Below are 25,944 nucleotides of genomic sequence, written 5' to 3'. Positions count from 1 at the left end.
TACGTCCCTGTAGCCTTGGCCGCGGCATCCATGCCGCGGACACCCCCGCCACCGGACCCACCCCGCCTTCGACGGTTGGCCGCGATCTGTTGGAACGGCGCGGGGTCGGACCCCGTTGCTGCGCAACGGGCTCCGACCCCAGATTGATTTCGATATCTGACGGTAGATCCACGCCATGCGTGGATAGGGCAACAACGACAAGCGGAATTCACGCCACACCGCTTGAAACCGCCTGCGATTGCCGCCAGTCTGTGGCCATGCAGGACCGGATCACACTCCCCGACTGGGATGCACTGGCCGACCTCGACGACGAGGCGCTGCCACTGTTGCCGACCGCGCTGCTGATCGCGCGCGATGAATACCCCGATCTTCAGCCAGGCGTGTACGAGGCACTGGTGCAGAGCCATGTCGATCACCTGCGCGCCGAGGTGGACACCATTGATCGCTGGCCGTTGAAGATGGCCGCGGTCAACCGCCACCTGTTCGACGAACTGGGCTACAGCGGCGACCACCAGCAGTACTACGACCCCCGCAACAGCTACCTCAACCAGGTGTTCGAGCGGCGGCTGGGCAATCCGATCTCGCTGGCGCTGGTGCAGATGGAAGTGGCACGGCGGCTGGGCATTCCGCTGGACGGGGTGTCCTTCCCCGGCCATTTCCTGGTGCGGCTGCCGGTGGACGATGGCGTGCTGGTGATGGACCCGTTCAATGGTGGCCGCCCATTGGACGTGGATGAGCTGCGCGAGCGCGCCAAATCACACCTGGGCGGACAGGCACCGGACGATCAGGTGCTGGCACAGATCCTGGACCCGGCGCCGAGCCGGGCGATCCTGATCCGCATGCTGCGCAACCTGCATGGCGTGTACGCCGAGGCCGGCCAATGGGATCGGGCCGCGCGCAGTGCCGATCGCCTGCTGAAACTGGCCCCGGAACAGGACGATGCCCTGCGCGACCGCGGCCTGGCCTATCTGCAGCTGGAATACCTGGCCGGCGCGCGCCACGACCTGGGGCAGTACCTGAAGCGCACCCCGGAGGCCAGTGATGCGCAGTGGCTGCGCGAGAAGCTGATCGACCTGGGCGGGCCGATGCCCCGGCTGCATTGATCTTGTCAGGTGTGCGGACCAACGGTCCGCACCCACCGTCGATCAATCGATTTCGACCATCTCGAAATCGTCCTTGGTCACCCCGCAATCCGGGCAGGTCCACGTCTCGGGAATATCCTCCCAGCGCGTGCCCGGGGCGATGCCCTCTTCCGGCAACCCCTCGGCTTCGTGGTAGATGAAGCCGCAGACCACGCACATCCAGGTGCGCAAGGTGGTGGGGGTGGCATCGCTCATCGGATAATCAACGCTGGATTCACTGGCCGTTATTGTCCCACCGCGGCCCTTCTACCGGTAGCCATCCATGAACGCAGCTTCCCCGGCGCCCCGCGGCGTCTACCTGATCACCCCGGACGAGGCGGATACCGCCCGCCTGCTGGCACGCACCGCGCCGCTGCTGGCCGCCGGCGCCACCTGGCTGCAGTACCGCAACAAGACCGCCAGCGATGCGCTGCGCCTGGAGCAGGCCACTGCCCTGCAGGCGCTGTGCGCCGGGCACGACGTGCCGCTGATCATCAATGACGACCCGGCCCTGGCCCAGGCCGTGGGCGCGGCCGGCGTGCACCTGGGCGGCACCGACGGTGACATTCCCAGCGCGCGTGCCCTGCTCGGCCCGGCCGCCATCATCGGCGCGTCCTGCTACGACCAGTTGGCCAACGCCGAAAAGGCCGTGGCTGCGGGCGCCAGCTACGTGGCCTTCGGCGCCTTCTTCCCCACCACCACCAAGGTCACCCGCAGCCGGGCCCACACCGACCTGCTGCGGCAAACCGCCGCACTGGGCGTGCCGCGGGTGGCGATCGGTGGCCTGACCCCGGACAATGTGGGTCCCATCATCGACGCCGGCACCGACCTGGTGGCCGTGGTCAGCGGCATCTATGCCGCCCAGGACCCGGTCGCCACGCTGCAGGCCTACCTTGCCCGGTTCCGCTGAACCCGGCTCGCCCCAGGAAACCGCATGAACCACGATCAGTCCCACGCCCTGTTCTCCCGCGCCCAGCAGCTGCTGCCCGGTGGCGTCAATTCGCCGGTGCGCGCGTTCAAATCCGTGGGCGGTGAGCCGTTCTTCGTCGAGCGCGCCGACGGCGCCTACCTGTACGATGTGGACGGCAACCGCTACATCGATTACGTGGGCTCGTGGGGCCCGATGATCGTCGGCCACAACCACCCGGCCGTGCGCCAGGCGGTGAAGCGCGCGATCGACAACGGCCTGTCGTTCGGCGCGCCGTGCGCGGCCGAAGTGACCATGGCCGAGACCATCACCCGGCTGGTGCCGTCGTGCGAAATGGTGCGCATGGTCAATTCGGGCACCGAGGCCACGCTGTCGGCCATCCGCCTGGCGCGCGGCGCCACCGGCCGCAACCGCATCGTGAAGTTCGAGGGCTGCTACCACGGCCACGGCGATTCGTTCCTGGTCAAGGCCGGCAGCGGCATGCTGACTCTGGGCGTGCCGACCTCGCCGGGCGTGCCGGCGGGCCTGAGCGAACTGACCCTGACCCTGCCCTACAACGATTTCGAAGCGGCCACCGCGCTGTTCGAGGCGCAGGGCAGCGAGATCGCCGGCCTCATCATCGAACCGGTGGTGGGCAACGCCAACTGCATTCCGCCGCGCGAGGGCTACCTGCAGCACCTGCGCGCGCTGTGCACGCAGCACGGTGCGCTGCTGATCTTCGATGAAGTGATGACCGGTTTCCGCGTGGCCCTGGGCGGCGCGCAGGCGCACTACGGCATCACCCCGGACCTGACCACCTTCGGCAAGATCATCGGCGGCGGCATGCCGGTGGGTGCCTATGGTGGCCGCCGCGACCTGATGCAGCAGATTGCACCGGCCGGCCCGATCTACCAGGCCGGCACGCTCAGCGGCAATCCGGTGGCAATGGCCGCCGGCCTGGCCATGCTCGACCTGGTGTCACAGCCGGGCTTCCACGCCGACCTGGCCGAGCGCACCGCACGCCTGTGCGCCGGCCTGGAAGCGGCCGCTGCCGACGCCGGCGTGGCCGTGACGACCACCCAGGTGGGCGCGATGTTCGGTCTGTTCTTCACCAGCGAGAAGGTGGAGACCTATGCCCAGGCCACCGCCTGCGATATTCCGGCGTTCAACCGCTTCTTCCACGCCATGCTGGAACAGGGCGTGTTCCTGGCACCGTCGGCGTACGAAGCCGGTTTCATGTCCAGCGCGCACGACGACGCCGTGATCGAGGCCACCCTGGCCGCCGCACGCGTGGCGTTCAAGGCCGCCAAGGGCTGAGCCCACACCCGGCAATGCCAACCCTGGTTGGCGTTGCCGTGACCACGCATTGCATTGGTAGATGCCAACCTTGGTTGGCACGCGTGCAGTCGAGCATGGCTCGACTCTACAAACGGCATCAACCGAAGACGAAGCTGCCCTTCATCATCGCGAAGTGGCCGGGGAACGAGCAGAAGAAGGTGTAATCGCCGCCCTTCTGCAGGCCCTTGGTCGAGAAACGCACGCGCGCGGTTTCGCCGCCGCCGATCACCTTGGTGTGCGCCAGCACGCGCTTGTCGGCTTTGGGCAGGTAGCTGTCGGCCAAGGTCATGCGCATCCCGGCCATCGCCACCGGCTGGTAATCGGCCGTGCGGGTCAGCACCCAGTTATGGCCCATCGCCGTGGCCGCCAGCTTGCCGGTGTGGCGCAGGGTCAGGTCCACGTCGGTGCAGTCAGCAGCCACCTTGATCTGGCGCGTGCTGAAGCTCATCTGGTCAGTGCTGTCGATGCTCACTGCGCACACGCGTGCCATCGCCGACGGCGCCAGCATCAGCGCACCCAGTCCCACCGCCACCATCCAAGCCTTCATCGTTGCGTCTCCTGCGGGTTCACCGACCATTCTAGGCAGGGCCATGCGCCACCGGCTGCGACCGTCTGTCGCATGCGCACGCCCGGGTGTTCGCGCTTCCACGGCGATGGCATGCTCAGGCCATGCGGATCGACCTGTTGCTGCTCGATGTGGATGGCGTGCTGGTGCAGTATCAGCGCGCGCAGCGCGTGCTGCATCTGGCGCAGGCGCTGGACGTGAGCGCCGATGCCGTGCAGGCGGCGCTGTATGACAGTGGGCTGGAAGCGGCACACGACAGCGGCGCGCTGGATGGTACGACCTATCTGGCGCGCCTTGGCGAACGGCTGGGCCGCAGCGTGGATGTGCCAACCTGGACCGCCGCACGCCAGGCTGCCAGCCATCCGCAGGACGCGGTGCTGCAGCGTCTGGAGCACCTGCAGGTGCCAGTGGCGGTGCTGACCAACAACGGTGCGTTGATGGTGCAGGCACTGCCCAGCCTGTTGCCGGCCTTGTTCCCCGCGCTGAACGGCCGGGTGTTCTGCAGTGCCGATTTCGGCCTGCGCAAACCGCAGCCGGCGGTGTTCCAGCGCGTGCTTGAGGTGCTGCAGGTTGCACCTGCGCGCACGTTGTTCGTCGATGACCTGTTCGCCAACGTGCGCGGCGCACGCGCCGCCGGCCTGCACGCGGAGACGGTGCGCGACGGGCGCGGGCTGGGGAAGGTGCTGAAGCGCTACCCGATCAGCGCGCGGCGACGAACGCGGCGATGGCCGCGCGCAGGCGCTTCAGGCCTTCGGCCACTTCTTCGTCGGTGATGTTCAGCGACGGCACGAAGCGCAGCACGTCCGGGCCGGCCTGCAGGGTCAGCAGGCCCTGATCGGCGGCGTGGTCGAGGATCGCGCCAGCCTGGCCAGCGAAATCCTTGTTCAGTACGGCGCCCAGCATCAGGCCACGGCCACGCACGTCGCTGAAGACGTTGAATTCTTCATTGATGCGGGCAAAGCCATCGCGCAGCGCCTTCGACTGGCGGCTGACATTGGCGGCGATCTCAGCCGACCCCAGCTTGCGCAGTGCCACGCGGGCCACGGCAGCGGCGAGCGGATTGCCACCGAAGGTGGTGCCATGCGCGCCGAACTGCATGGTTTCGGCCACCTTCGGGCCGGCCAGCATGGCGCCGATCGGGAAGCCGCCGCCCAGCGCCTTGGCCAGGGTGACCATGTCCGGCACCACATCGTCCTGCCAGTGCGCGAAAAGGGTGCCGGTGCGGCCCATGCCGGCCTGGATCTCGTCCAGCACCAGCAGCGCGTTGTGCTGGTCGCACAGCTCGCGCACGCGCTTGAGGAAGCCGGACTTGGCCGGCATCACCCCGCCCTCGCCCTGGATCGGCTCCAGCATGACCGCGGCCACGTCGCCGGCGGCCATCGCCGTTTCCAGCTGCACCTCATCGTTGAAGTCGATGTAGCGGAAGCCACCGGGCAGCGGCTCGTAGCCTTCCTGGTACTTCGGCTGGGCGGTGGCGGTCACCGCGCCCATGGTGCGGCCGTGGAAGCTGCCGCGGAAGGTGATGATGACGCGCTTGTCGGCCGGGCGGCCCTGGCTGGATGCCCACTTGCGCACCATCTTGATCGCCACTTCATTGGCTTCGGCGCCGGAATTGCACAGGAACACGCGCTCGGCGAAGCGGCTGGCCTTCACCAGTTCTTCGGCCAGGTGCAGCGGCGGCCCGCTGTAGAAGACGTTGCTGGTGTGCCACAGCTTGCCGGCCTGTTCCACCAGCGCGGCGGTCAGGTCCGGGTCGTTATGGCCCAGGCCGCACACGGCAATGCCGGCGGCCAGGTCAATGAACTCACGGCCCTGGCTGTCCCACACGCGGGCGCCCTGGCCTCGCTCCAACACCACCTGGCGGGGCTTGTAGACCGGCAGGTAGTAGTGCGAAAGAGAGATCAGCGGATCGGTAGCGGCGGTCATGGCAGTGGGCAGGATTCAGGAACCCCCATTCTCGCCCCCCAGCCCCTGCGGCACAATGCACCGATGCGACCGTTTTCCGCCCCCCAACTGAACCCCGCCACCGCCTCCGGCTGGCGCCGCACCTGGTTCGACATCATCTATCGGCACGACAGCCGGCCCTCGCGCAACTTCGACCTGATCCTGGTGGTGGCCATCATCGCCAGCATCCTGGTGGTGATGATCGACAGCGTGCAGCACCTGCACGTGGCCTGGGCCGACGGGCTGTACGTGATCGAATGGGTCTTCACCGCCCTGTTCACGATCGAATACCTGCTGCGCCTGGCGGTGGTCAAGCGCCCGCTTCGGTACGCGGTCAGCATCTGGGGCATCATCGACCTGCTGTCGATCCTGCCGGCCTACCTGTCGCTGTTCGTGCCGGGTGCGCAGAGCCTGCTGGTGGTGCGCGCGCTGCGCATCCTGCGCGTGTTCCGCATCCTGAAGCTGACCCGCTACATCGAAGAAAGCGGCATCCTGCTGCAGTCGTTGTGGCGCAGCCGGCGGAAGATCCTGCTGTTCCTGTTCACGGTCATCACCATCACCATCATCGCCGGCACCCTGATGTACGTGATCGAGGGTCCCGAACACGGCTTCAGCAACATCCCGGCCAGCATGTACTGGGCGGTGGTGACCATGGCCACGGTCGGTTTCGGCGACATCGTGCCGCAGACCGTGCTGGGCCGCTTCGTCACCTCGGTGCTGATCCTGATCGGCTACAGCATCATCGCCGTGCCCACCGGCATCTACACCGCCGAACTGGCCAGCAGCATGCGCGAGGCAGAACTGGCCGCGCGCCGCGACGCCCGCGGGTGCCCGCACTGCGGCCTGGAAGGGCACGAGCCCGACGCACGCCACTGCCGCCGCTGCGGCCACGCGATTCCCGACAGTTTCAACACCTGACCCGAACACCGGCTCCCGGCCATCAGCGCCGGGAACCCGCTGCGGTTACTGCCGGTTGCTCTCTTCCACCAGCACGTTGTACGCCTGCATCAGCTTGCCGGGCGAGCCACTGGGAATGTCCGAGCCCTGGGCCAGCCACTTCTTTTCGATGTCGGTGAACGGGCGCTTGCCTGACACGCGTTCCAGCCGCCACCTGGCATCACGACGGAAGACTTCAGCCTCATGCTCGAAGCTGTTCCACTGCATGCGCCCTGGCTCCTGCTCGCCCACGGCAGCATGCGCTTCGTCGGAAATGCGGTTGAAGGCATCCAGCAGTGTCTGTGCCTGGGCCACATCAAAGTGGTCTTCGGCCATCACATCGATCAGCGCCTTGGCATCGCGCATCATCGCCATGCGGTAGTACTCGCGGGTCAGCTCGCCGCGCTGCTTCATCGCGTCCAGCGCTGCATTCTGCTGGGCCCTGTTCTGCGCCTCCAGCGCACTGCTGAACGCCTTGCTGCGTTCGGCGAAGGTGATCAGCGCGGCCATCAGCGGCGCATGCATGTCCTTGCCACGGGCAAAGGCATCGTCCTGGTAATCCTCGCGCGAGTAGTAGTCGTGACCGGCATGGGCCAGCGGCTGCAACACGTGCAGACTGTCCAGGTATTTCTGGGCGGCGTCATCCAGTGCCGGCAACGGCGGCTGTGCAGCGCGCGCGGTGGCGATCTTCGTCTCGCAGACCTTCAGGTCGGCAGCGGTCAGATCTGGCGGCCCGATCGGCCGCTCTTCGCGACCGGTCGGGCCCACATTCGGGTCGTCCATCCAGCGGGTGTAGTAGCCGATGCCCTGCTGCAGGCCGCCATCCACATCGTTGTAGCAGTCAATGTAGGCGTTGAGCTTGGCGGCCAGCGCCTGCTCGGCCGCGTCGGCGCCCGATGCAGCGGCCGATGCGTCTTCGGCAACGGCATGGCCGTTGTGTTCGGCAGGGCCCGCCGTACCGGGCAACTTGCCGCAGGCGACCAGTGCCAGCGACAGAGCAGCGACCAGCGCCGCAGAACGCAGGGGCGTCCTCATGCAATCACATCCTTGTTGAAATCGGTTCCAGCCGACCATTCTAGCGATCGGTGGCAGGCGCGATCCTTGACGCCTGCCGCAGATCAGCTGCCGCGCGTCAGTCCAGGAACAGGTCCGGCAGCAGCGCGCGCGAAGGGTCGACGGCGTACCCGGACAGATCGGTCACGCCCGCTTCGGCCAGCACCTCGTCGTCCAGCAGGAAGCGACCGTGGAAACCGGCCGCGTCCCGCACCAGCACGGCGTGGGCGGCGTCGGCCATGATCTGCGGGGTACGGCAGCCCGCTGCATCCACGCCGGGAATCATGTTGATCGCATCGGTGGCGATGACGGTGCGTGGCCACAACGCATTGACCGCCACGCCCTGCGGGCCGAACTCCGCCGCCAGGCCCAGAGTGACAAAGCTCATGCCCATCTTGGCCAGGGTGTAACCGGTGTGCGGCGCCCACCACTTCGGGTCCAGGCTGGGCGGCGGCGCCAGGGTGAGGATGTGCGGATTGGGCGCCTGCAGCAGGTACGGCAGGCAGGCCTGCGCGCACAGGAAGCTGCCGCGTGCATTGACCTGCTGCATCAGGTCGAAGCGCTTCATTGGCGTGTCCAGGGTGCCACGCAGCCAGATCGCGCTGGCGTTGTTGATGAGGATGTCGATGCCACCGAAGGTGTCCACGGCCGCAGCCACGGCCGCCTGCACCTGGTCTTCTTCGCGGATGTCGCACTTCAGCGCCAGGCCCTGCCCGCCCGCAGCGGTCACGGCTTCGGCGGCGCTGTGGATGGTGCCCGGCAGCTTCGGGTTGGGTACCGACGACTTCGCGGCGATGGCCACGTTGGCACCGTCACGCGCCGCGCGCAGTGCGATGGCCAGGCCGATGCCACGCGAGGCGCCGGTGATGAAAAGGGTTTTGCCCTGCAGACTGCCCACGTTCCACACTCCAGCGTATGCAATGAGCGGCTAGTATGCCGCGCCGACGCGGAGTTCACCGCACGTTGACGATACTGGCCCCCCGGTCAACGCACGAGGTGTACGCCATGCGCCGTTCCCGTCTGCTGCTGCCTGCCCTGGGCCTGGCTCTGCTCACTGCCTGCCAGGGCCGTTCGCCCGAACCCGGCACCGGACCCGCCACGGGCGATGCGCCCGCCGCCAACAGGGCCGCCGATGGCTCACTGCGCTGGAGCGAGTCGGTGGTCTGGGATGGCGACCTCAACGCCTGCCGCCAAGGTGAGAACAGCGCAACGCGCGAATGCCTGGCCGAAACGATGAAGTCCGCCGGCGCCAGCGCCGATGCCGTGGCCGCTGCAGAGCAGCTGTCCACCGGCGGCGAGTTGGCCTACGTGACGGCCTGGCATGAACACGATGGCCTGGGCGTGGCCACGGTGGAGTATCCGTTCCGCGCCAACACCAACGAGGGCACGCGCCTGGTGGATGCCGGCGGCAAGCGCATCGATGTCGACGCGGTGCAGCTGGACGACACCCTGCGCGCCGATCCCAGCGTGCAGGCGGTGCTGGCCGCGCACCCGCAGGCCACGCCGTTCGCGCCCGCACAGGCAGCAGGCACGGCACCGCTCGATGGCGGCGGCATCCGCCTGCTGTACCGCACGCCGCTGCGCGACTGCCATGCCTGTGGGGATGTCGGCCAGCTGCAGATCGGTTATGACTTCGATGGCAAGCGCAATTTCATCGGCCAGCAGGTGGTGCCGGCGGCGCCGTAGCAGCCTCGGGATTGATCCATGCGGTGCGCGGCATCCCAGGCCCCCGGCCGCCGCAAGGCAGGGCCGGGGGAAATGGGCCTCAGCTGATCTGCTTCGGGGGACCCACGTCAACAACGGGCATTTTCCCGCCGCAACTGCCGTAGCAACCACCGCCGATCAGTACTCCTCCGCTACCGCCTCCGCCGCCGCTTCCGCCTCCGCCAATGGCCCCCACCGACTGTGCAGCCTTCTGCGCCATCTCCTCGGCTGAACTGTCACAAGGCTTCTCGACGTAGATGATGCCCATACCGGTCATCATCATCAGCTTGAAGGAATAGGTGACGTGACCATGGAAGGCGTTGGCACGCCAGTTCCCCGAACCAACCAGCTTCCCAGCGGCACTATCGAGCTTCTTCATGAAGGCTGCGTTTGCTGGGTTGCTGTAATCGTTGGCCTTGGGCAGATCCACCATCGTGACCTTCAGCGGTGTCATGGGAGGCATGGGAAGCACCTGGCAGGCGATGGCAACCCCGACAACTGCTCCAAAACCGATGAGGGAAAGCGAAAGTTTCTTTTTCAGCTGCATGAATCCATTCTCTTATGTGTTGATCCGTGGGCTCTTCAGGAATGACCGATTGGTCGCGGCAGGAACTCCGCAGGTGTTCCGTGTTTTTCAAAATGCATTCTGTTCATTTCCTCGTTCAGCCGCATCGCTTCTGCTTCTCCAAGCAGTCGCTGGTCCGGCGTTAGTGGCGCCGGCAACATCACCTCGCGGCCAATGGCTGCACGCAGGTCACCACGCAACTCACTGACCCGCGACACCGCATAGGCAGCCACGAGATCGCCGTCCCGGCTCCCAGCCTGGTACGAAGCCAGCAACTGGAGCGCGAACAGGTTGCCATCTACCCCAGCGTCAACCAGCCGCTCCTGAGCCTTGGGATCCGTGCTCAGAAGCCGCCCGTCCAGCATCGCGCCTGCGACTCCATCACCAGCGGCAGCCGCCTCCCGCAGCTTTTCATTGGGCGCAACGCTGTAAGCCTGCCACTGCTCGAGGTTCGGATAGCCGTGCAGGTCAAGCCACTGCTGCTCAGCTCTGCTTTCTGCAAAGCCTGGGTCATCTTCAAAGTCCATGCCTTCGCGCGTCAGAGGCACTTCCGGGAAGGGATGCCGAGGCGTCAAAGAAGTTGGGTAGTTGGAGCCAGCGACCGGGTGAGCTTCTATGACTTGATGACTGGTACCCGTTGGTCCCGGTGCTGGATTCGAAGCTGACACGGCACTGCGTGCAAGATCATTCGCTTCACCTTCCAGTTGCTTCCAGCCAAGGACCGAAAGTCCCACCATGGCGACGGCAGTGGCGCCGACCACTTTCATATTCATGCAATCCCTTACATACCCCTGAAAAATCCGGCTGCGAAGTTCATGCAGCTTGCGCATCGTGTCAACACCAAGGCCACGGCCCAGCTTGGCTGGACATGGCAAGCCCTCGCCTTCGATGTGCGCTCCAGCCCATCAAATCCCTGCAGCAGCGTCGCTGATCACTTTCAGGCCGCATGAAAACAGCATGACGCGGACAAGTGCAATTGCATTGATCCCTGCTAGAGCGTGGAACGCCAAAAGCGTCAGAAACTCCAAGCGCAAGAGGTCCATAATCACCCTCGGCGGAGCCGCCTATACCCAGAAAATTCCAAAACCCTTCTTGTGAGCACCCGAAATGCCGCGCGTCGCCCGACGCTACCGATCCGCAACGTACCCTCCAGGTAGCGCCGGGCCATGCCCGGCGGCCTGCGTCGAATCAGCAATACGACTGCACCTGCTTCTTCAGAAGGTGCGGCACGATCCATCGATGCACCGGCGCCACCGGCAGCATGTAGATCCGCCCAAACGCGTTGTGGGTATGCACGACGGTAGCCACTTCCAGCACGTCGCCCTGCCACTGCAGGGCCAGCTGCACGCGCAGGTGGCGATCGTTGTCTTCCAGCACGATGGCGTCCTCATCCAGCGTCTGCAGAGTGAAGATGCCCAGCCGCTGGCCCGGTCGCGGCGCGGTGGTGTCCTGCACCGCGCGCAACGAGCCCAGGTCCTTCATGCCGAGCAGGCGCATGCCGCGGTTGCGCAGCGCCATCAGGCCATCGAACCAGCCGGGGATGGTCGCGGCCATGTCCCGGTATGCCTGCAACGCGCTGCGGCCGTTGCGACGGGTATGGGCCTGGCAGGCGTGCACGAAACTGGCGCCGGGCAGCTGCGCGCGCAGCACGCTGGTCGCGCTCGGTGGCGCGGTCACCACCTGCGCGGCGGTCACGGCTTCGGCCCCTGCCCTTCGTTGTCTTCCCAATGCAGGATGCGGCGGGTCACGAAGCGGTAGACCGGCTTGCCGGTGGCGAACCACAGTTCGCGTACCCACGAGGTGCGCTTGAGCACGCGCTTCTCCACCGGTGTAAGCGACTCGCGGCAGTACATGCGCTTGTGCTTGAGCAGGTGGCGCAGGTCTTCGCGGGCCAGCAGGCGCATCCAGCGCGAGCGTGGGTGGCCGATCACCGCCAGCTGGAAGTCGATCAGCGCCGGGCGGCCGTCCTGGGTCACCAGCCAGTTCGCTTCCTTGGCCAGATCGTTATGGGCCACGCCGCGCCGGTGCAGCTGCTGCAGCAGACGGCGCGCGGCACGGAACCAGGCCACATCGCCGCGCGGCGGGCGCTGGTACATGGCATCGCCAGCCATGAAGCTTCGGTCGAGGTGCCGGCCATCCCACTCCAGCAGCTGCGGCACGTCGGCCATGCCCTCGATATGTCGCAGCGCGCGTGCTTCGCGGCGGGCCAGCCACCACGCCGGCACGCGCAGCCACAGCGGCGTTGCGCCCAGGTCGCGGCGTACGAAGGGGCCCTGCGGTCCCTGCACAAGCAGGATGCGGCCGAAGCTGTCGGCCTTCAGGGCATGCGTTGGAGCGTCGGTCGAGTGCGGCATGCGCCCATTCTAGGCGATGGCGCCGGTTGCAAACGGTCACCAAGCGGCTGGGAACCAGTCACCTTCACGCCTCTATAATCGTGCAATGGACTCTTCATGGATCGACGCCACGCTTGCGTGGATTGCCGCTCACCCCGTTCTGGCGGGTGCGGTCATTTTTCTGATCGCCTTCTGCGATGCGGTCATCATCCTGGGCGCGATCGTGCCGGCGCTGCCGTTGCTGTTCGCGGTGGGCGTGTTCATCGGCCTGGGGCAGATTTCCGGCCCCTATGCCGTGGCTGCGGCGGCGCTGGGTGCCTTCGCCGGTGACGGCATCAGCTACTGGATCGGCCGCCGCTGGGGCGATCGCCTGCGCGGGGTGTGGCCTTTCAGCCGTTATCCGCAGTTGCTGGATCGCGGCGAGAATCTGTTCCGCCGCAATGCGTTCAAGAGCATCCTGGTCGCCCGTTACGTCGGTGCGATCCGGCCATTCGTGCCGGCCATCGCCGGCATGATGAACATGCCCGCCAGCCGCTATGTGCAGGCCAGCGGCATCGCCAGCATCTCCTGGGCACTGCTGTTCCTGGCGCCCGGCTGGGTGCTGGGTGAAGCCTATGACGCGGTCGCTGCGGTCGCTGGCCGACTGGTGGTGGTGGTCGGGCTGCTGGTGGTGCTGATGAGCATGGTCTGGGCCCTGGTGCTGTACGGCTACCGCTGGTCCGCCGCGCGCATGGACCATTGGCTGGCACGGCTGCTGGACTGGTCCAACCGCCACCCCACGCTGGGCCGCTACACAGTGGGCGTGCTGGACCCGAAGCGCCGCGAATCGGTGCCCCTGGCAATGCTGGCGCTGATGCTGCTGGTACTGGGCTGGGGCTGGTTCGCCCTGCTGACGGTGGTGGTGGCGCACGGCGAACCGCTGGCCGTCGACCTGTGGGTGCACCAGGCCATGCTGGCGCTGCGCAACCCGCTGGCCGACTACCCGATGGCGGCACTGGCCTCGCTGGGCGCATGGCAGGTGCTGCTGCCCGCCACCACCGCCGGCATGGGCTACCTGGTCTGGCGCCGGCGCTGGATGGCCGCCGCACACTGGCTGGCCGCGCTGGCCTTCGGCCTGGCCCTGACCATGCTGCTGGGCGCCACCGTGGACGTGGTGCGCCCGCTGGATGCCAGCAGCGGCTTCGGCTTCCCGTCGGTGTCGGTCACCATGGCCACCATCACCTTCGGCTTCTTCGCGGTGCTGATCGCCCGCGAGATGCCGGGGCGCACGCGCGTGTGGCCGTACCTGGTGTCGGGCATCGTAGTCAGCCTGATCGGCTTTGCCCGCCTGTACCTGGGCGCGCACTGGCTGAGCGATGTGATCGGCGGCATGCTGTTCGGCACCTTCTGGCTGCTGGTGCTGGGCATCGCCTACCGCCGCCGCTTCAACCGCTCGTTCTGGGTGAAGCCGGTGGCCTGGCTGTTCTATGGCGTATTCGCGCTGGCGGCCATGTGGTACGCGCCACGCAACATTCCGGTGAAGCTGCAGCGCTTCGAACCGACCTTGCCGGCGCCGCTGGCGATGGATCTGCAGGCCTGGTGGCAGCGCGACTGGGCAGGCCTGCCGGCGCGCCGCAACGAGTTCGACGATGACCAGCGCTGGCCGCTGGACGTGCAGGTGGCCGGTCCGCTGGCACCGCTGCAGGCACAGCTGGAAGCGCGTGGCTGGACCGTGCAGGCGCAGGCCGGCTGGGAAGAAGCTCTGCTGATGCTGGACAAAAACACCGGTGCCGACGAACTGCCGGTACTGCCGGCCACGCTGGACACGCGCGTTGAAGCCCTGCTGATGGTGCGCCAGGGGGCGAAGCCGGATGAGCGCTACGTGCTGCGTCTGTGGCCGGCGCCGGTGCGGTTGCAGCCCGGTGCCGTGCCGCTGTGGATGGGCAGTGCGCAGACCCTGCGCTACGAGCGGCACTTCGCCTGGATCGGCATGTGGCACCCGGTGCGCGGTGTCGACCCTGCCTTCAATGCAGTGAAGGACGCCGTGCAGGGCCTGCCGCAGCACGAGGACGTGCAGCGCGAGACCGGGCTGCCGGTGCTGCGGTTGCAGACCGCGCCGGCGGAGTAGATCCACGCCAAGCGTGGATGGCACCCCGAGCGTGCGCACCAAGGTGCGCACCTACCAAACGCAGGACGGCGTAGATCCACGCCATGCGTGGATGGCACCCCGAGCGTGCGCACCAAGGTGCGCACCTACCAAACGCAGGGCGGCGTAGATCCACGCCATGCGTGGATGGCATGCAAAGCGTGCGCACCAAGGTGCGCGCCTACCCAAGACCGGTGTTTACGGCATCCAGCCCAACAGCTGCTGCAGGCGTTCGTGTGGGTCGTCCAGCTGCAGAAGCTGCAGGCGCTGCTGTTCGGCCAAGGGCAGCAGTTCGGCCAGGCGCCAGCCCACCCAGCTGGCCTGGTCCAGCAGGGCCGGGTTGGCCGGCGCATAGGCTTCGCCGGCCTGTTCGATGATGTGCCCCAGCACGGTGGCCAGCAGTGCATGCTGCGGCCGCAGTTCGTCGTCAGGATCTTCGTCGCACCAGCGCACGTCGGCCACCACCAGACCGTTGTCACGCACCCGCGTGCGTTCTACGTGGAAGCGGCGGGTGCCACGCAGGCGCAGCTGCAGCACGCCGTCGGCGCCGACGTCGAAATCCTCGATGCGCACCTGCACGCCGTAGGCGGCCGGGGTGGCCGGCTCCCCTACTTCCTGGCCCTGCAGGATCAGGCACACGCCGAAGCCTTCGCCGCTGCGCCCGCAGTCGCGCACCAGATCCAGGTAGCGCCGTTCAAACACGCGCAGGCCGAGCACCGCGCCGGGCACCAGCGCGGTGTGCAGCGGGAACAGCGGCAGGGTCGTATCGGTGCTCATCGGCCCTGCAACGCGGCCAGCAGCCGGCGCGGCGCGGCGTCGAAGCCACCGTTGGACATGAACACCACGTGGTCGCCGCTGCGCACGTCGGCCTGCAACCGCGCCAGCAGGGCATCGGTATCGGGCACCGCGTGCGCCGTGCCGCGTACCGCGGCAATGACCGCGGCGGCATCCCAGGCCAGCTCCGGGCGGTGCAGGAACACGACCTCGTCGGCCAGCGCCAGCGACGGCGCCAGCGCCTGCGCATGGGCGCCCAGCCGCATCGAATTGCTGCGCGGCTCCATCGCCACCACGATGCGTGCATCGCCGACCTTGGCGCGCAGGCCTTCCAGGGTGGTGGCGATCGCGGTCGGGTGGTGGGCGAAGTCGTCGTAGATGGTGATGCCGTCGTGGCTGCCGATCACTTCCATGCGGCGCTTGACGCTGCTGAAGCGCGCCAGGGCCGGAATGACCTCGGCCGGGGCCACGCCCACAGCATGCGCGGCGGCCAGCGCGGCCAGGCCGTTGAGCACGTTGTGGCGGCCCAGCAGCGACCACTGCACATCGCCCAGCGCCTGCCCGCGATGGTGCACGCGGAAGGCACTGCCATCGGCGGTCAGCAGCTCGGCATGCCACTCCAGCGACGGATCGAAGCCGAAACGCTCGACCGGGGTCCAGCAACCCATGGCCAGCACTTCGGCCAGGTACGGGTCTTCGCCATTGACGATCAGCCGGCCACGCGCGGGCACGGTGCGCACCAGGTGGTGGAACTGGCGCTGGATCGCGGCCACGTCGGGGAAGATGTCGGCGTGGTCGTATTCAAGGTTGTTGAGGATGGCCACCAGCGGCCGGTAGTGTACGAACTTGCTGCGCTTGTCGAAGAAGGCGGTGTCGTACTCGTCGGCCTCGACCACGAATTCGCGGCCCTGACCCAGCCGCGCGGACACGCCGAAGTCCTCGGCCACCCCGCCGATCAGGAAGCCGGGCGCGCGACCGGCGCTTTCCAGCAACCAGGTGAGGATGGTGGTGGTGGTGGTCTTGCCGTGGGTGCCGGCCACGGCAAGGGTGTCACGCCCCGGCAGCACCTGTTCGGCCAGCCACTGCGCGCCGGAGATGTAGCGCTGGCCGTTGTCCAGCACCGCTTCCACGGCCGGGTTGCCGCGCGACAGGGCGTTGCCCACCACGACCTGGTCGGTGCCCGCGGGCACGCTGTCGGCCCGGTAGCCCTGGTCCAGGCTGATGCCCAGCTGTTCCAGCTGGGTGGACATGGGCGGGTAGATGGCCTGGTCGCTGCCACTGACCGCATGGCCCAGTTCCCGCGCCAGCGCGGCCACGCCGCCCATGAAGGTGCCGGCGATTGCAAGGATATGTACGTTGCTCATGAGCGGGGATTGTGACCGATCACGGCTGTATCGGGCCATTGTCAGCATCAGGGTCAGACAAGTCCTACATCCACTATGAGAAAAGTCCAATCGTCTGTCGGGGAATTCCTGATAGCGGTGTTATGTGAACCCGTACACAATTCAGAACGCCAGCCGCAGTACCCGAACCGGTCCTACTCCCCAAGAGGCCATCCCCAAGGGAGCTCATGCTGCGGGGCCTTGAGCAAGCCTTTTGCTGGCGCCTATGAAACGACACAGGCCTGATCCGCAAGGATCAGGCCTGTGTTTTTGTACCCGAAGGAACCGGCGGCATGGCCGGCCCACCGCACTCAGTGCTGGATCGCCGCCAGGATGCGGGCTTCGATCTCGTCCAGCTCGCCCACGCCATCGACGCGGGCCAGGGTGCCACGGCCGGCGTAGAAGTCGACCACCGGGGCGGTCTGGTCGTTGTAGACCTGCAGGCGCTGGCGCACCGATTCGGGGTTGTCGTCGGCGCGGCCCTGCTCCTGGGCACGACCGGCAATGCGCTCGACCAGCAGCTCGGTGGCCACGTCCAGCTGCACCACCGCATCCAGCGGCTTGCCGATCTTGGCCAGCAGGCCGTCCATCGCGTTGGCCTGGGCCACATTGCGCGGGTATCCGTCCAGGATGAAGCCCTTGGCGACATCGGCCTGGGTCAGGCGCGACTCGAGCATGCCCAGCAGGATGTCATCGGACACCAGGTTGCCGGCATCCATCACCGCCTTGGCCTGCTTGCCCAGTTCCGAGCCCGCGGCGATTTCCGCGCGCAGCATGTCACCGGTCGAAATGTGGGCGATGCCCAGCTTTTCCTTCAGGCGCGTCGCCTGCGTCCCCTTGCCCGAACCGGGCGGTCCCAACAGAACCAATCGCATTGACCTGACTCCAACGTGTTGAAAACAAAGAAGGTTCGCGTACCGGACGGGCCGGTATCGCTGCACCGCAATAGCGCCACTTTACCGCATCCGGGTAATGTCCCTGCAATGTCCCCTCGTACCCGCAGGTAGAAGCATGCGCAATGGCACCCTCCTCTACGCCCAGTCCGGCGGCGTCACCGCAGTCATCAATGCCTCGGCGGCGGCCGTCATCGAACAGGCCCGGGCCAAGGGCATCAAGGTCCTGGCCGCCCGCAACGGCATCCTCGGTGCCCTGCGCGAAGAGCTGATCGACACCAGCAAAGAGAGTGCCGCGGCCATCCGTGCGCTGGCCCATACCCCGGGCGGCGCGTTCGGCTCATGCCGCTTCAAGCTGAAGTCGCTCGAGGCCGACCGTGCCCGTTACGACCGCTTGCTGGACGTGCTGCGTGCCCACGATGTGCGCTGGTTCCTGTACAACGGCGGCAACGATTCGGCCGACACCGCGCTGAAGGTTTCGCAGCTGGCCAAGGCGTCGGGCTACGACCTGACCTGCATCGGCGTGCCCAAGACGATCGACAACGACCTGGCCGTGACCGACACCTGCCCGGGCTTCGGTTCGGCCGCCAAGTACACCGCCGTTTCCGTGCGCGAAGCGGCATTGGACGTGGCGGCCATGGCCGAGACCTCCACCCGGGTGTTCATCTACGAGGCGATGGGCCGCCACGCCGGCTGGCTGGCGGCCGCCGCCGGCCTGGCCGGCAATGGCGACGACGAAGCGCCGCACATCATCCTGCTGCCCGAGCGCGCCTACGACGAGGCCGCCTTCCTGGCCAAGGTGAAGGCGGTGGTGGAACGGGTGGGCTACTGCGTGGTGGTGGCCTCCGAAGGCATCGCCACGGCCGACGGCCGCTTCGTGGCCGACGCCGGTGGCAGCAAGGATTCGTTCGGGCATTCGCAGCTGGGCGGCGTGGCCGCGCACCTGGCAGGCCGGGTGAAGGACCAGTTGGGCCTGAAGGTGCACTGGGCGCTGCCCGACTACCTGCAGCGCTCGGCCCGCCACCTGGCCAGCAGGACCGACTGGGAGCAGGCGCAGGCGGTGGGCAAGGCGGCCGTGCAGCTGGCGCTGAAGGGCCAGAACGGGGTGATGCCGGTGATCGTGCGCAGCAGCGATGCGCCCTACCGCTGGAAGATCGAAGCGGCGCCGCTGTCGAAGATCGCCAACCATGAAAAGAAGATGCCGGCCGGCTTCATCCGCCGCGATGGCTTCGGCATCACGGCCAAGGCGCGCGCCTACCTGTCGCCGCTGATCAAGGGCGAAGCGCCGCTGCCCTATGGCAGCGATGGCCTGCCCAAGTACGTAACGCTGAAGAACGTGGCGGTGAAGAAGAAGCTGCCCGCGTTCGAAGGCTAGACGCCAATTCCGGACCGGGGTTGGATCCCGTTGCCTGCAACGGGCTCTGACCCCGCGGTCTACGGGCAGGCCTTGCCTTCCATCTGCAGCTGCGCGGCGAACATCGTCACCTGCGGAATCTTGCCGGCGGCCGCCTGCTTCTTCGCTTCTTCCAGATAGATGCGCGACTGGCCCTGGCCATCCAGCGCCTGGGTATTGTTCACCGGCAGGCGCCACACCCGCACCACCGCCTGCTGCGCCGGGCAGGCGGCATTGGGCACGCGGATCACATCATTGAGCTTCCAGCCCTTGGCGGCGCTGGGCTGGGCCTTGGCGTAATCGACGAAGCGCGCGCGTGGCTGACACTGCTCGCTGGTGCGCACGGCGGCGAAGCGATACGGCTCGGCCGCCTGCCCGGTGAAAGCGCCTTCCAGCCGCGCGCAGGCTTCGGGAATCTGCCGCAGCGTGTGTGTGGCGCCCACGGCCTGCGGTGCACCCACGGCGCGCTGCAGTTCCGGGGTTTCGGCCGCCAGCGCCGGCAATGCAGGGGCCAGCACGGCGATAATCAACAGGGGAAGGCGCATGGGAGTTCTCCTACGGGACTGTGCGCAGGCTTGCAGAGCGTGGCTTAACGGGGTGCAAAGGGTCTGTGCTCTCAAAGCATGCCCATGGACCGGCGGCAGGTTCCGCGCGCATGGCGATGCGTTCATCTAAAGGGCGCCCACGGGTCATGCGGCGCGGCCCGGCGCTACCATCCGGGCGCAGAGGGACGCATACTGCGGGCACCAGGGAATGCTGAACACCGCCATACGTTGGACGACCGTCATGGTCGGCACGGGTTGGTTCCAGGCTGCAGCCCGTCGTCCCCTTCGTGGTGAAGTTCATCGCCACTGGATGCTCACCATCCAATCTGCGGAGGGGTCTAATGCTGGAACGTCATGGGCTGTCACTGGCGCTGGGCTGCGCTGTCCTCGCCATCCTGTTTGGCATCGTCTCGGCGCGCTGGATCCTGCGCCAACCCACCGGCAACGAACGCATGGTCGCCATTGCAACGGCGATCCAGGAAGGCGCGCGTGCGTATCTGAACCGCCAGTACCTGACCATCGGCGTGGCCGGCGTGGTGCTGTTCGTGCTGGTTGGCGTGTTCCTGAGCTGGTACACGGCCATTGGCTTTGCCGTCGGTGCGGTGCTGTCCGGTGCGGCCGGCTACATCGGCATGAATGTCTCGGTGCGGGCCAACGTGCGCACGGCCGAAGCGGCGCGCCATGGCATCAGCGCGGCGATGGACGTGGCGTTCCGCGGCGGCGCGATCACCGGCATGCTGGTGGTCGGCCTGGACCTGCTGGGCGTGGCCGGTTACTACGCGCTGCTGCTGCGGCTGGGGCTGCCGATGGACCAGGCCCTGCACGCTCTGGTGGGCCTGGCCTTCGGCTCGTCGCTGATCTCGATCTTCGCGCGACTGGGCGGCGGCATCTTCACCAAGGGCGCCGACGTCGGCGCCGATCTGGTCGGCAAGGTGGAAGCCGGCATTCCCGAGGATGACCCGCGCAACCCGGCGGTGATCGCTGACAACGTGGGCGACAACGTGGGTGACTGCGCCGGCATGGCCGCCGACCTGTTTGAGACCTATGCGGTAACGGTGATCGCCACCATGCTGCTGGGCAGCCTGATGCTGAGCGAAGCCGGTGCCAACGCGGTGCTGTACCCGCTGGTGCTGGGCGGGGTGTCGATCATCGCCTCGATCATCGGCGCGCTGTTCGTGAAGGTGAAGCCCGGCGGCTCGATCATGGGCGCGCTGTACAAGGGCGTGATCGTGTCCGGCGTGCTGGCGGCCATCGCGTTCTATCCGATCACCACCGGGCTGATGAACGACAACGTGCACGGGCCGATCGCCCTGTACGGCTGCGCGCTGATCGGCCTGCTGCTGACCGGTCTGATCGTGTGGATCACCGAGTACTACACCGGCACCCAGTACAAACCGGTGCAGCACGTGGCGCAGGCCTCGACCACCGGCCACGGCACCAACATCATCGCCGGCCTGGGCATTTCGATGAAATCCACCGCCCTGCCCGTGGTAGCCGTGTGTGCGGCCATCTGGGGCGCCTACGCGCTGGCCGGCCTGTATGGCATCGCCATTGCCGCCACCGCGATGCTGTCGATGGCCGGCATGATCGTGGCACTGGATGCCTACGGGCCGATCACCGACAACGCCGGTGGCATTGCCGAGATGGCCGAACTGCCTTCGGAGATCCGCGACATCACCGATCCGCTGGACGCGGTAGGCAATACCACCAAGGCGGTGACCAAGGGCTATGCGATCGGCTCGGCGGCGCTGGCCGCGCTGGTGCTGTTCGCCGATTACACCCACAACCTGCAGGCGGCCAATCCCGGCCAGGAGTTCCGCTTCGATCTCAGCGACCACACGGTGATCATCGGCCTGCTGATCGGCGGGCTGATTCCCTACCTGTTCGGCGCGATGGCGATGGAAGCGGTCGGCCGCGCAGCGGGTGCCGTGGTGGAAGAAGTGCGCCGACAGTTCCGCGACATCCCCGGCATCATGCAGGGCACCGGCAAACCGCAGTACGACAAGGCCGTGGACATGCTGACCCGTTCGGCCATCCGCGAAATGATCGTGCCCTCGCTGCTGCCGGTGGCCGTACCGGTGGTGGTCGGCCTGCTGCTGGGGCCACGCGCGCTGGGCGGGCTGCTGATCGGCACGATCGTGACCGGCCTGTTCGTGGCCATTTCCATGACCACCGGCGGCGGTGCCTGGGACAACGCCAAGAAGTACATCGAAGATGGCCACTTCGGCGGCAAGGGCAGCGACGCGCACAAGGCCGCAGTGACCGGCGATACCGTCGGTGACCCGTACAAGGACACCGCAGGCCCGGCGATCAATCCGCTGATCAAGATCATCAACATCGTCGCACTGCTGCTGGTGCCGCTGCTGTAGATCCGCGCCATGCGCAACCCTGCGAGGTCAGCGCCCGCGCAGGAAAAACGACACCGGCACCATCACTTCCACCGGGTCGCCGGCCACTTCGGCCGGCGGCGCCGGCACCGGGCTGGCGCGCTGCACAGTATCCAGCGCCTCCTGGTCGAGCAGTTCGAAACCGCTGCTGCGGCCCAGCTTCAATCCGGATACCGCACCATCGCGGGACACGGCAAAGCGCACGTAGACCACGCCCTGCTGGCGCAGCCGCTCGGCCTGGCGCGGATAGCGCCGATGCTTCTGCAGATGGCCGAGCAGGCGCCCTTCCCAGATTGTCTCGGCGCGACTGCGTTCGCCGGCCGTGGTCTGCGGCGCGGTATAGCGGGCAGCCTCGTCGGCCGCCACCTGCGGTGGTGCGCTGGTCTGCGCGACGTTCGCCTCTGCGGTATCCGGCGAAGGCGTCGGCTCCGGTGCACGCGGCGGTGGCAGGTCACCTTGCGGCTGCACCGGCGCCTTCGGCTGCTCGCGCAGGGCCGGCTTCGGCACCTGCCGCTGCTGTTGCTGCTGTAGCGGCCCGATGGCGACTTCGCGCGGCGGTACCGGCGGTGCCTGCGCCATCGGTGCCAGCTCCAGCATCAACGCCGCAGGCGGTGCCGTTGCAGCTTTCACCGGTGCGCGGGCCGCCCACCAGCAGGCCGCGCCAATCAACAGCGCATGCACCAGCAGCACGATCGCCAGGCTGGTCGCCCAGCGCCGCAGTCCGCTCATCGCGCGTCCTGCTCCAGGCCAACCAGCGCCACCTTCAGGTAGCCTGCGCCACGCAGCGCATCCAGCGTCGCCATCAATTCGCCGTAAGGCACGCGGGTGTCGGCGCGCAGGAAGACGCGCTGTGCACTGTCGCCCTGCGTGGCTGAGTGCAGGGCAGCCGCCAGCCCTTCGCGTGCCACCGCCTGCTCGCCAACGCGCAGCGACAGATCGGCCTGCACGGTGATGTACACCGGCGCCTGTTCCGGCGGCGTGGCACTGGCACTGCTCGCCGGCAGCTGCACCGGTACCGACACAGTGGCCAGCGGTGCCGCCACCATGAAGATGATCAACAGCACCAGCATTACGTCGATGAAGGGTGTGACGTTGATCTCGTGGGCTTCTTCCGGCGTGTCGTCGCGGTCGGAGGCGGTCCTGATCGCCATCGCCGCGCCTCAGTGCACCGCGCGCAGCGGCGTTGCTGCGGTACACGGAACGGAACGATCAAGATCGCGCGAGACCAGCTGCTGCACGGCCGCCGACAGATCGCCAAGCAGGCCACGCAGACCGGCCAGCACACGGCTGAAGTGGTTGTAGACGAGTACTGCGGGAATCGCCGCGACCAGTCCGAGTGCGGTCGCCAGCAGTGCCTCGGCAATGCCCGGCGCCACCACGGCGAGGTTGGTGGTGTTGCTGTGCGCAATGCCGATGAAGCTGTTCATGATGCCCCAGACCGTTCCGAACAGGCCCACGAACGGCGCCACCGCACCGATGCTGGCGAGCACGCCGATACCACGCCGCTGCACGCGTGCCGTTTCCAGCTCGATGCGATCCAACCGCGACGCCACGCGTTCCTTGATGCCGTCGCGGCTGTCCAGCTCCTGCGACAGGCGCAGTTCGGTGCGTGCGGCGTCCAGCATCGCCAGTGCGGTGCCCTGCTGCAGGCTTGCCGCTTCGCTCTGTGCCGGCAACTGTGCGGACTGCAGCAACAGCGCGCGCGCCGCGCGCAGCTGCCGCGCCTGCCGGGCCAGCTCCCAGCCCTTGGCCAACAGCACGGTCCAGGTCGCGAGCGACGCCAGTGCCAGCGCGATCATCACCGTCTTCACCACCACGTCGGCAGCCAGGTACATGCCCCACGGGGTCAGTGCAGGGGCGGCCACGGGGGCCAGGTCAGCAGGCAGCATCGTCACGGGTTCCATCGCTAGCGGGGGCTGCGCCACGGCGGCGGGCCGCGCGCGGATCGTTGGCATCGTCCGCTTCAACCATCGGTGTGGGTTCAATGCGTGGTGCTGGTCGACTGAGCACATAGCCGGCGCTGACCGCAAAGAACAGGCCCACGCCCAGCAGCAGGCGCCACGAAGGGTGCGCGCCCCAGCAGAACAGGGCAAAGCCCACCGCCATGCCGGCGCTGGCGAACGCCTTGCCCTTGCGCGACACCGCGCCCTGCTCACGCCACAGCCGCAGCGACGGGCCGTAGCGTGGGTGCGCCAGCAGGCGCTGCTCGAACTTCGGCGAGCTGCGCGCGAAGCAGCCCACCGCAAGGATCAGGAAAATGGTGGTCGGCATTACCGGCAGCAACGCGCCGATCACGCCGAGGCCGACCATCACCCAGCCCAGCGCGAACCAGAGCCAGCGCATCAGCGCTGCACCGGCGGGTGGCGGGCGTTCATCAGGCGAATTCCACTTCAACGTGGCCATGCACGCTGCGGAACGCGGCGCCGGCGGCGTCGATTACCTGCTGTTCCTGCTCGGCGCTCAGCGGCACCGCGTCCAGCGCGGCGGTGAACTCACGCCAATGGCGGGCAGCGCCATCCGGGTGCGCAGCCAGGTGGCGGGCGCCGAAGTCGCGATCCAGGCCCAGCCTGGCCGCCATCTTGTACAGGAGGGTGCCGCCGAGGTTGGAGCCCTCGGCCACGTACAGCCAGCCCAGCGCTGCCGGCAGTGCCAGGTCGGCCGGCAGCGCGTCAATGTCCGCACCGGGCAGGGTCTGCTCCAGGTCCTGAAGGTCGCGTGACACCTGCTTGAGGCGACGGCGCTCGCGCAGGTCCGGCAGCAGCGCGTCAAGTGCAGGGTTGGCGTACAGCGCATCGATGCTGCGGTGGAAACGGTACTGCACGCGCAGGAAGCGGGCGAAGTTGCTGCGGTCGGCGAAGATGTCGCCGGCCATGATGCGCTTGTCCAGCGCGCCGTGGCTGTCCCGGGTGGCGGCCTTGAGCCGCAGGCTGCGGCTGTCTTCAGGGGCGATATGTGCGTTCATGGGAAGGTCGGGAGGGTCGTCCTGCTGTAGACGTTCGCCGCGGGGCTTTCCCCAAGCCCGTGTGTGCCGATAATGGGGCACTCCCTACTTCCACCAGGAACCGATGATGATCACCACCGAACCGCGCATGACCAACCTGTTCCTGCAGCTGGGCCTGGATGCCAGTGCTGAGGGCATCGCCCGCTTCATCCGCGAGCACCAGCTGGCCACCGATGTGGAAGTGGTCGAGGCACCGTACTGGAACGATGCCCAGCGCCAGTTCCTGTCCGAATCGCTGCAGGCCGATGCGGCGTGGAGCACCGTTGTGGATGAGCTGAACGAGTCGCTGCACGAAGATGCAGTGAAGGCCGCGACCGGGCTGTAAGCGTTCGCCGGGCCCTGCCCGGCGCTACCCGTTGTCCGGTAGATCCACGCCACGCGTGGATGAACTCCCTTGCCGAGAAAATTCTAAACCCCAGTCGCAATCAGCCCTCGATGAAGCGCGTCATTTCCATCACGATGAGCGGAATAGCAAGGCTGATCCGCCATGGCGACCGTAGCGAACATCAACTACATCCATTACCTCTACTACCCGCTGTTGTCCATGCCGGACGATGAACTGGCGGCGTTCGAGATAAACGATGCGCAGGACAGAGCCTGGCTGTTCGGTGAGATGGGCAAAGTCCTGGAGACATTCGGTCCCGCTGCCCGTGCCCAGGTCCGCAGCACTCTGGGCTTCCTTGCAGGGACGAACAGCGCTGAAGATCACTGGCGAAACCTGATTCCACACGAACTTCCGCTTGGTGAAGTCGGGAACAGGGCTGGCTACTTGAGCGAACTATTTCTCAGCCTTTTTCATCGCCTCCCGGTTGAAGAAGACTGGACGGATGTCGAGCTCTCACTGGACCTTCCAGCCAACGGATTGAGAACCAATATATAGAGCGGTTGTTCCGGGCAAGCGGAGTCTTCCGCACGTCAAAGGCGGTGCGGACCAAGGTCCGCACCCACCGAGGGCGGTTGGGGCTCGCTGGGGTCAGA

At 67.2% G+C, this 25,944-nt stretch carries 29 protein-coding genes; 11 read left to right on the top strand and 18 right to left on the bottom strand.

What is annotated here, in order from left to right; all coding sequences use genetic code 11:
- Window positions 1-257 precede the first annotated feature (257 nt).
- Complete coding sequence (locus tag RTY46_RS06865) at window positions 258-1,103, top strand: SirB1 family protein (RefSeq protein WP_312707391.1); 846 nt, start codon at window positions 258-260, stop codon at window positions 1,101-1,103.
- Between the two features lie 42 nt (window positions 1,104-1,145).
- Here the strand turns inward: RTY46_RS06865 and RTY46_RS06860 are convergent, their stop codons facing one another.
- A complete protein-coding gene (locus RTY46_RS06860) occupies window positions 1,146-1,337 on the bottom strand; it encodes a rubredoxin (RefSeq protein ID WP_312707389.1) in 192 nt (63 codons plus the stop codon).
- A 67-nt stretch (window positions 1,338-1,404) separates the two neighbouring features.
- Here RTY46_RS06860 and thiE point away from each other — a divergent pair, with 67 nt between their 5' ends.
- On the top strand, window positions 1,405-2,031 hold the full coding sequence (gene thiE, locus RTY46_RS06855) for a thiamine phosphate synthase (RefSeq protein WP_312707387.1): 627 nt from the start codon (window positions 1,405-1,407) through the stop codon (window positions 2,029-2,031).
- A 24-nt stretch (window positions 2,032-2,055) separates the two neighbouring features.
- Window positions 2,056-3,345 (top strand): glutamate-1-semialdehyde 2,1-aminomutase, encoded by a 1,290-nt coding sequence (gene hemL, locus RTY46_RS06850; protein WP_312707385.1) that lies wholly within the window; start codon window positions 2,056-2,058, stop codon window positions 3,343-3,345.
- A 118-nt stretch (window positions 3,346-3,463) separates the two neighbouring features.
- On the opposite strand, the gene azu is transcribed toward hemL, so the two are convergent.
- Window positions 3,464-3,913 carry an azurin gene (gene azu / locus RTY46_RS06845; protein WP_312707384.1) on the bottom strand — a complete coding sequence of 150 codons (450 nt, stop codon included), beginning with the start codon at window positions 3,911-3,913 and terminating at the stop codon, window positions 3,464-3,466.
- Between the two features lie 122 nt (window positions 3,914-4,035).
- On the opposite strand from azu, the gene RTY46_RS06840 reads away from it, so the two are divergent.
- The gene (locus RTY46_RS06840) at window positions 4,036-4,704 is read left to right on the top strand and encodes an HAD-IA family hydrolase (RefSeq protein WP_312707383.1); all 669 of its coding nucleotides are present in this window, start codon (window positions 4,036-4,038) and stop codon (window positions 4,702-4,704) included.
- On the opposite strand, the gene RTY46_RS06835 is transcribed toward RTY46_RS06840, so the two are convergent.
- A complete protein-coding gene (locus tag RTY46_RS06835) occupies window positions 4,631-5,857 on the bottom strand; it encodes an acetylornithine transaminase (RefSeq protein WP_312707381.1) in 1,227 nt (408 codons plus the stop codon). The two genes, RTY46_RS06840 and RTY46_RS06835, sit on opposite strands and share 74 nt — an antisense overlap.
- Before the next feature lie 63 nt (window positions 5,858-5,920).
- Here RTY46_RS06835 and RTY46_RS06830 point away from each other — a divergent pair, with 63 nt between their 5' ends.
- A complete protein-coding gene (locus tag RTY46_RS06830; RefSeq protein ID WP_312707380.1) occupies window positions 5,921-6,793 on the top strand; it encodes an ion transporter in 873 nt (290 codons plus the stop codon).
- Between the two features lie 45 nt (window positions 6,794-6,838).
- Here RTY46_RS06830 and RTY46_RS06825 read toward each other — a convergent pair whose 3' ends face one another.
- Together RTY46_RS06825 and RTY46_RS06820 are read right to left on the bottom strand one after the other, a co-directional pair.
- The gene (locus RTY46_RS06825; protein WP_312707379.1) at window positions 6,839-7,846 is read right to left on the bottom strand and encodes a YiiG family protein; all 1,008 of its coding nucleotides are present in this window, start codon (window positions 7,844-7,846) and stop codon (window positions 6,839-6,841) included.
- Window positions 7,847-7,943: 97 nt separating this feature from the next.
- A complete protein-coding gene (locus RTY46_RS06820; protein ID WP_312707378.1) occupies window positions 7,944-8,762 on the bottom strand; it encodes an NAD(P)-dependent oxidoreductase in 819 nt (272 codons plus the stop codon).
- Between the two features lie 107 nt (window positions 8,763-8,869).
- Here RTY46_RS06820 and RTY46_RS06815 point away from each other — a divergent pair, with 107 nt between their 5' ends.
- Entirely contained in the window at window positions 8,870-9,550 is a 681-nt protein-coding gene (locus RTY46_RS06815; protein ID WP_312707377.1) for a hypothetical protein, read from the top strand.
- 79 nt (window positions 9,551-9,629) lie between these two features.
- Here the strand turns inward: RTY46_RS06815 and RTY46_RS06810 are convergent, their stop codons facing one another.
- The 4 genes from RTY46_RS06810 to RTY46_RS06795 form a co-directional block, all read right to left on the bottom strand.
- Window positions 9,630-10,115 carry a hypothetical protein gene (locus RTY46_RS06810; RefSeq protein WP_312707375.1) on the bottom strand — a complete coding sequence of 162 codons (486 nt, stop codon included), beginning with the start codon at window positions 10,113-10,115 and terminating at the stop codon, window positions 9,630-9,632.
- A 35-nt stretch (window positions 10,116-10,150) separates the two neighbouring features.
- Window positions 10,151-10,963, bottom strand: coding sequence for a hypothetical protein (locus RTY46_RS06805; RefSeq protein WP_312707373.1), 813 nt, complete (start codon window positions 10,961-10,963; stop codon window positions 10,151-10,153).
- Between the two features lie 358 nt (window positions 10,964-11,321).
- Complete coding sequence (locus RTY46_RS06800; RefSeq protein ID WP_312707372.1) at window positions 11,322-11,828, bottom strand: DUF2867 domain-containing protein; 507 nt, start codon at window positions 11,826-11,828, stop codon at window positions 11,322-11,324.
- Window positions 11,825-12,487: a serine/threonine-protein kinase gene (locus tag RTY46_RS06795; RefSeq protein WP_312707371.1), complete on the bottom strand. Its 663-nt coding sequence runs from the start codon at window positions 12,485-12,487 to the stop codon at window positions 11,825-11,827. The genes RTY46_RS06800 and RTY46_RS06795 overlap by 4 nt, the downstream gene beginning before the upstream one ends.
- Window positions 12,488-12,572: 85 nt before the next feature.
- Between RTY46_RS06795 and RTY46_RS06790 the strand changes: the two genes are divergently transcribed.
- Window positions 12,573-14,573 (top strand): bifunctional DedA family/phosphatase PAP2 family protein, encoded by a 2,001-nt coding sequence (locus RTY46_RS06790; protein ID WP_312707370.1) that lies wholly within the window; start codon window positions 12,573-12,575, stop codon window positions 14,571-14,573.
- 216 nt (window positions 14,574-14,789) lie between these two features.
- Here RTY46_RS06790 and RTY46_RS06785 read toward each other — a convergent pair whose 3' ends face one another.
- From RTY46_RS06785 to RTY46_RS06775, 3 genes are all read right to left on the bottom strand, one after another.
- Window positions 14,790-15,368, bottom strand: coding sequence for an LON peptidase substrate-binding domain-containing protein (locus RTY46_RS06785; RefSeq protein ID WP_312707368.1), 579 nt, complete (start codon window positions 15,366-15,368; stop codon window positions 14,790-14,792).
- The gene (gene mpl / locus RTY46_RS06780; RefSeq protein ID WP_312707366.1) at window positions 15,365-16,729 is read right to left on the bottom strand and encodes a UDP-N-acetylmuramate:L-alanyl-gamma-D-glutamyl-meso-diaminopimelate ligase; all 1,365 of its coding nucleotides are present in this window, start codon (window positions 16,727-16,729) and stop codon (window positions 15,365-15,367) included. The genes RTY46_RS06785 and mpl overlap by 4 nt, the downstream gene beginning before the upstream one ends.
- A gap of 329 nt (window positions 16,730-17,058) precedes the next feature.
- Window positions 17,059-17,622, bottom strand: a complete 564-nt coding sequence (locus tag RTY46_RS06775; protein WP_108750628.1) for an adenylate kinase — start codon at window positions 17,620-17,622, stop codon at window positions 17,059-17,061.
- Window positions 17,623-17,758: 136 nt separating this feature from the next.
- Between RTY46_RS06775 and RTY46_RS06770 the strand changes: the two genes are divergently transcribed.
- A complete protein-coding gene (locus RTY46_RS06770; RefSeq protein ID WP_312707365.1) occupies window positions 17,759-19,015 on the top strand; it encodes a 6-phosphofructokinase in 1,257 nt (418 codons plus the stop codon).
- A gap of 59 nt (window positions 19,016-19,074) precedes the next feature.
- On the opposite strand, the gene RTY46_RS06765 is transcribed toward RTY46_RS06770, so the two are convergent.
- Window positions 19,075-19,578 carry a hypothetical protein gene (locus tag RTY46_RS06765; protein ID WP_312707364.1) on the bottom strand — a complete coding sequence of 168 codons (504 nt, stop codon included), beginning with the start codon at window positions 19,576-19,578 and terminating at the stop codon, window positions 19,075-19,077.
- Between the two features lie 341 nt (window positions 19,579-19,919).
- On the opposite strand from RTY46_RS06765, the gene RTY46_RS06760 reads away from it, so the two are divergent.
- The gene (locus RTY46_RS06760; RefSeq protein ID WP_312707363.1) at window positions 19,920-21,947 is read left to right on the top strand and encodes a sodium-translocating pyrophosphatase; all 2,028 of its coding nucleotides are present in this window, start codon (window positions 19,920-19,922) and stop codon (window positions 21,945-21,947) included.
- Window positions 21,948-21,974: 27 nt separating this feature from the next.
- On the opposite strand, the gene RTY46_RS06755 is transcribed toward RTY46_RS06760, so the two are convergent.
- Genes RTY46_RS06755 through RTY46_RS06735 form a run of 5 tightly spaced genes read right to left on the bottom strand, consistent with a single transcriptional unit; the run spans window position 21,975 to window position 24,927 of the window.
- Window positions 21,975-22,694, bottom strand: a complete 720-nt coding sequence (locus RTY46_RS06755; RefSeq protein ID WP_312707362.1) for an energy transducer TonB — start codon at window positions 22,692-22,694, stop codon at window positions 21,975-21,977.
- On the bottom strand, window positions 22,691-23,116 hold the full coding sequence (exbD, locus tag RTY46_RS06750) for a TonB system transport protein ExbD (RefSeq protein ID WP_312707361.1): 426 nt from the start codon (window positions 23,114-23,116) through the stop codon (window positions 22,691-22,693). The genes RTY46_RS06755 and exbD overlap by 4 nt, the downstream gene beginning before the upstream one ends.
- Before the next feature lie 9 nt (window positions 23,117-23,125).
- Window positions 23,126-23,854, bottom strand: a complete 729-nt coding sequence (exbB, locus tag RTY46_RS06745; protein WP_295572447.1) for a tonB-system energizer ExbB — start codon at window positions 23,852-23,854, stop codon at window positions 23,126-23,128.
- Complete coding sequence (locus RTY46_RS06740) at window positions 23,841-24,308, bottom strand: YbaN family protein (protein WP_312707359.1); 468 nt, start codon at window positions 24,306-24,308, stop codon at window positions 23,841-23,843. The genes exbB and RTY46_RS06740 overlap by 14 nt, the downstream gene beginning before the upstream one ends.
- Window positions 24,309-24,339: 31 nt before the next feature.
- On the bottom strand, window positions 24,340-24,927 hold the full coding sequence (locus RTY46_RS06735) for a biliverdin-producing heme oxygenase (protein ID WP_312707357.1): 588 nt from the start codon (window positions 24,925-24,927) through the stop codon (window positions 24,340-24,342).
- Window positions 24,928-25,033: 106 nt separating this feature from the next.
- Between RTY46_RS06735 and RTY46_RS06730 the strand changes: the two genes are divergently transcribed.
- Window positions 25,034-25,291 (top strand): DUF2789 domain-containing protein, encoded by a 258-nt coding sequence (locus RTY46_RS06730; protein ID WP_010483993.1) that lies wholly within the window; start codon window positions 25,034-25,036, stop codon window positions 25,289-25,291.
- Window positions 25,292-25,453: 162 nt separating this feature from the next.
- Complete coding sequence (locus RTY46_RS06725) at window positions 25,454-25,846, top strand: hypothetical protein (RefSeq protein ID WP_312707356.1); 393 nt, start codon at window positions 25,454-25,456, stop codon at window positions 25,844-25,846.
- The last annotated feature ends 98 nt before the right edge of the window (window positions 25,847-25,944 follow it).

The sequence above is a fragment of the Stenotrophomonas sp. genome, assembly GCF_032056425.1.
Classification (GTDB): domain Bacteria; phylum Pseudomonadota; class Gammaproteobacteria; order Xanthomonadales; family Xanthomonadaceae; genus Stenotrophomonas.
This window is presented reverse-complemented; position numbering and strand designations above follow the sequence as displayed.

Coding starts and splice junctions, on each gene's coding strand:
- RTY46_RS06730 (WP_010483993.1), top strand. CDS start 25,034: ATGATCACCACCGAACCGCGCATGACCAACCTGTTCCTGCAGCTGGGC.
- hemL (WP_312707385.1), top strand. CDS start 2,056: ATGAACCACGATCAGTCCCACGCCCTGTTCTCCCGCGCCCAGCAGCTG.
- mpl (WP_312707366.1), bottom strand. CDS start 16,729: ATGAGCAACGTACATATCCTTGCAATCGCCGGCACCTTCATGGGCGGC.
- RTY46_RS06860 (WP_312707389.1), bottom strand. CDS start 1,337: ATGAGCGATGCCACCCCCACCACCTTGCGCACCTGGATGTGCGTGGTC.
- RTY46_RS06735 (WP_312707357.1), bottom strand. CDS start 24,927: ATGAACGCACATATCGCCCCTGAAGACAGCCGCAGCCTGCGGCTCAAG.
- RTY46_RS06760 (WP_312707363.1), top strand. CDS start 19,920: ATGCTGGAACGTCATGGGCTGTCACTGGCGCTGGGCTGCGCTGTCCTC.
- RTY46_RS06830 (WP_312707380.1), top strand. CDS start 5,921: ATGCGACCGTTTTCCGCCCCCCAACTGAACCCCGCCACCGCCTCCGGC.
- RTY46_RS06765 (WP_312707364.1), bottom strand. CDS start 19,578: ATGCGCCTTCCCCTGTTGATTATCGCCGTGCTGGCCCCTGCATTGCCG.
- RTY46_RS06825 (WP_312707379.1), bottom strand. CDS start 7,846: ATGAGGACGCCCCTGCGTTCTGCGGCGCTGGTCGCTGCTCTGTCGCTG.
- RTY46_RS06795 (WP_312707371.1), bottom strand. CDS start 12,487: ATGCCGCACTCGACCGACGCTCCAACGCATGCCCTGAAGGCCGACAGC.
- exbD (WP_312707361.1), bottom strand. CDS start 23,116: ATGGCGATCAGGACCGCCTCCGACCGCGACGACACGCCGGAAGAAGCC.
- RTY46_RS06840 (WP_312707383.1), top strand. CDS start 4,036: ATGCGGATCGACCTGTTGCTGCTCGATGTGGATGGCGTGCTGGTGCAG.
- exbB (WP_295572447.1), bottom strand. CDS start 23,854: ATGCTGCCTGCTGACCTGGCCCCCGTGGCCGCCCCTGCACTGACCCCG.
- RTY46_RS06815 (WP_312707377.1), top strand. CDS start 8,870: ATGCGCCGTTCCCGTCTGCTGCTGCCTGCCCTGGGCCTGGCTCTGCTC.
- RTY46_RS06775 (WP_108750628.1), bottom strand. CDS start 17,622: ATGCGATTGGTTCTGTTGGGACCGCCCGGTTCGGGCAAGGGGACGCAG.
- thiE (WP_312707387.1), top strand. CDS start 1,405: ATGAACGCAGCTTCCCCGGCGCCCCGCGGCGTCTACCTGATCACCCCG.
- RTY46_RS06865 (WP_312707391.1), top strand. CDS start 258: ATGCAGGACCGGATCACACTCCCCGACTGGGATGCACTGGCCGACCTC.
- RTY46_RS06790 (WP_312707370.1), top strand. CDS start 12,573: ATGGACTCTTCATGGATCGACGCCACGCTTGCGTGGATTGCCGCTCAC.
- RTY46_RS06740 (WP_312707359.1), bottom strand. CDS start 24,308: ATGCGCTGGCTCTGGTTCGCGCTGGGCTGGGTGATGGTCGGCCTCGGC.
- RTY46_RS06810 (WP_312707375.1), bottom strand. CDS start 10,115: ATGCAGCTGAAAAAGAAACTTTCGCTTTCCCTCATCGGTTTTGGAGCA.
- RTY46_RS06770 (WP_312707365.1), top strand. CDS start 17,759: ATGCGCAATGGCACCCTCCTCTACGCCCAGTCCGGCGGCGTCACCGCA.
- azu (WP_312707384.1), bottom strand. CDS start 3,913: ATGAAGGCTTGGATGGTGGCGGTGGGACTGGGTGCGCTGATGCTGGCG.
- RTY46_RS06725 (WP_312707356.1), top strand. CDS start 25,454: ATGGCGACCGTAGCGAACATCAACTACATCCATTACCTCTACTACCCG.
- RTY46_RS06835 (WP_312707381.1), bottom strand. CDS start 5,857: ATGACCGCCGCTACCGATCCGCTGATCTCTCTTTCGCACTACTACCTG.
- RTY46_RS06785 (WP_312707368.1), bottom strand. CDS start 15,368: ATGAGCACCGATACGACCCTGCCGCTGTTCCCGCTGCACACCGCGCTG.
- RTY46_RS06805 (WP_312707373.1), bottom strand. CDS start 10,963: ATGCGCAAGCTGCATGAACTTCGCAGCCGGATTTTTCAGGGGTATGTA.
- RTY46_RS06755 (WP_312707362.1), bottom strand. CDS start 22,694: ATGAGCGGACTGCGGCGCTGGGCGACCAGCCTGGCGATCGTGCTGCTG.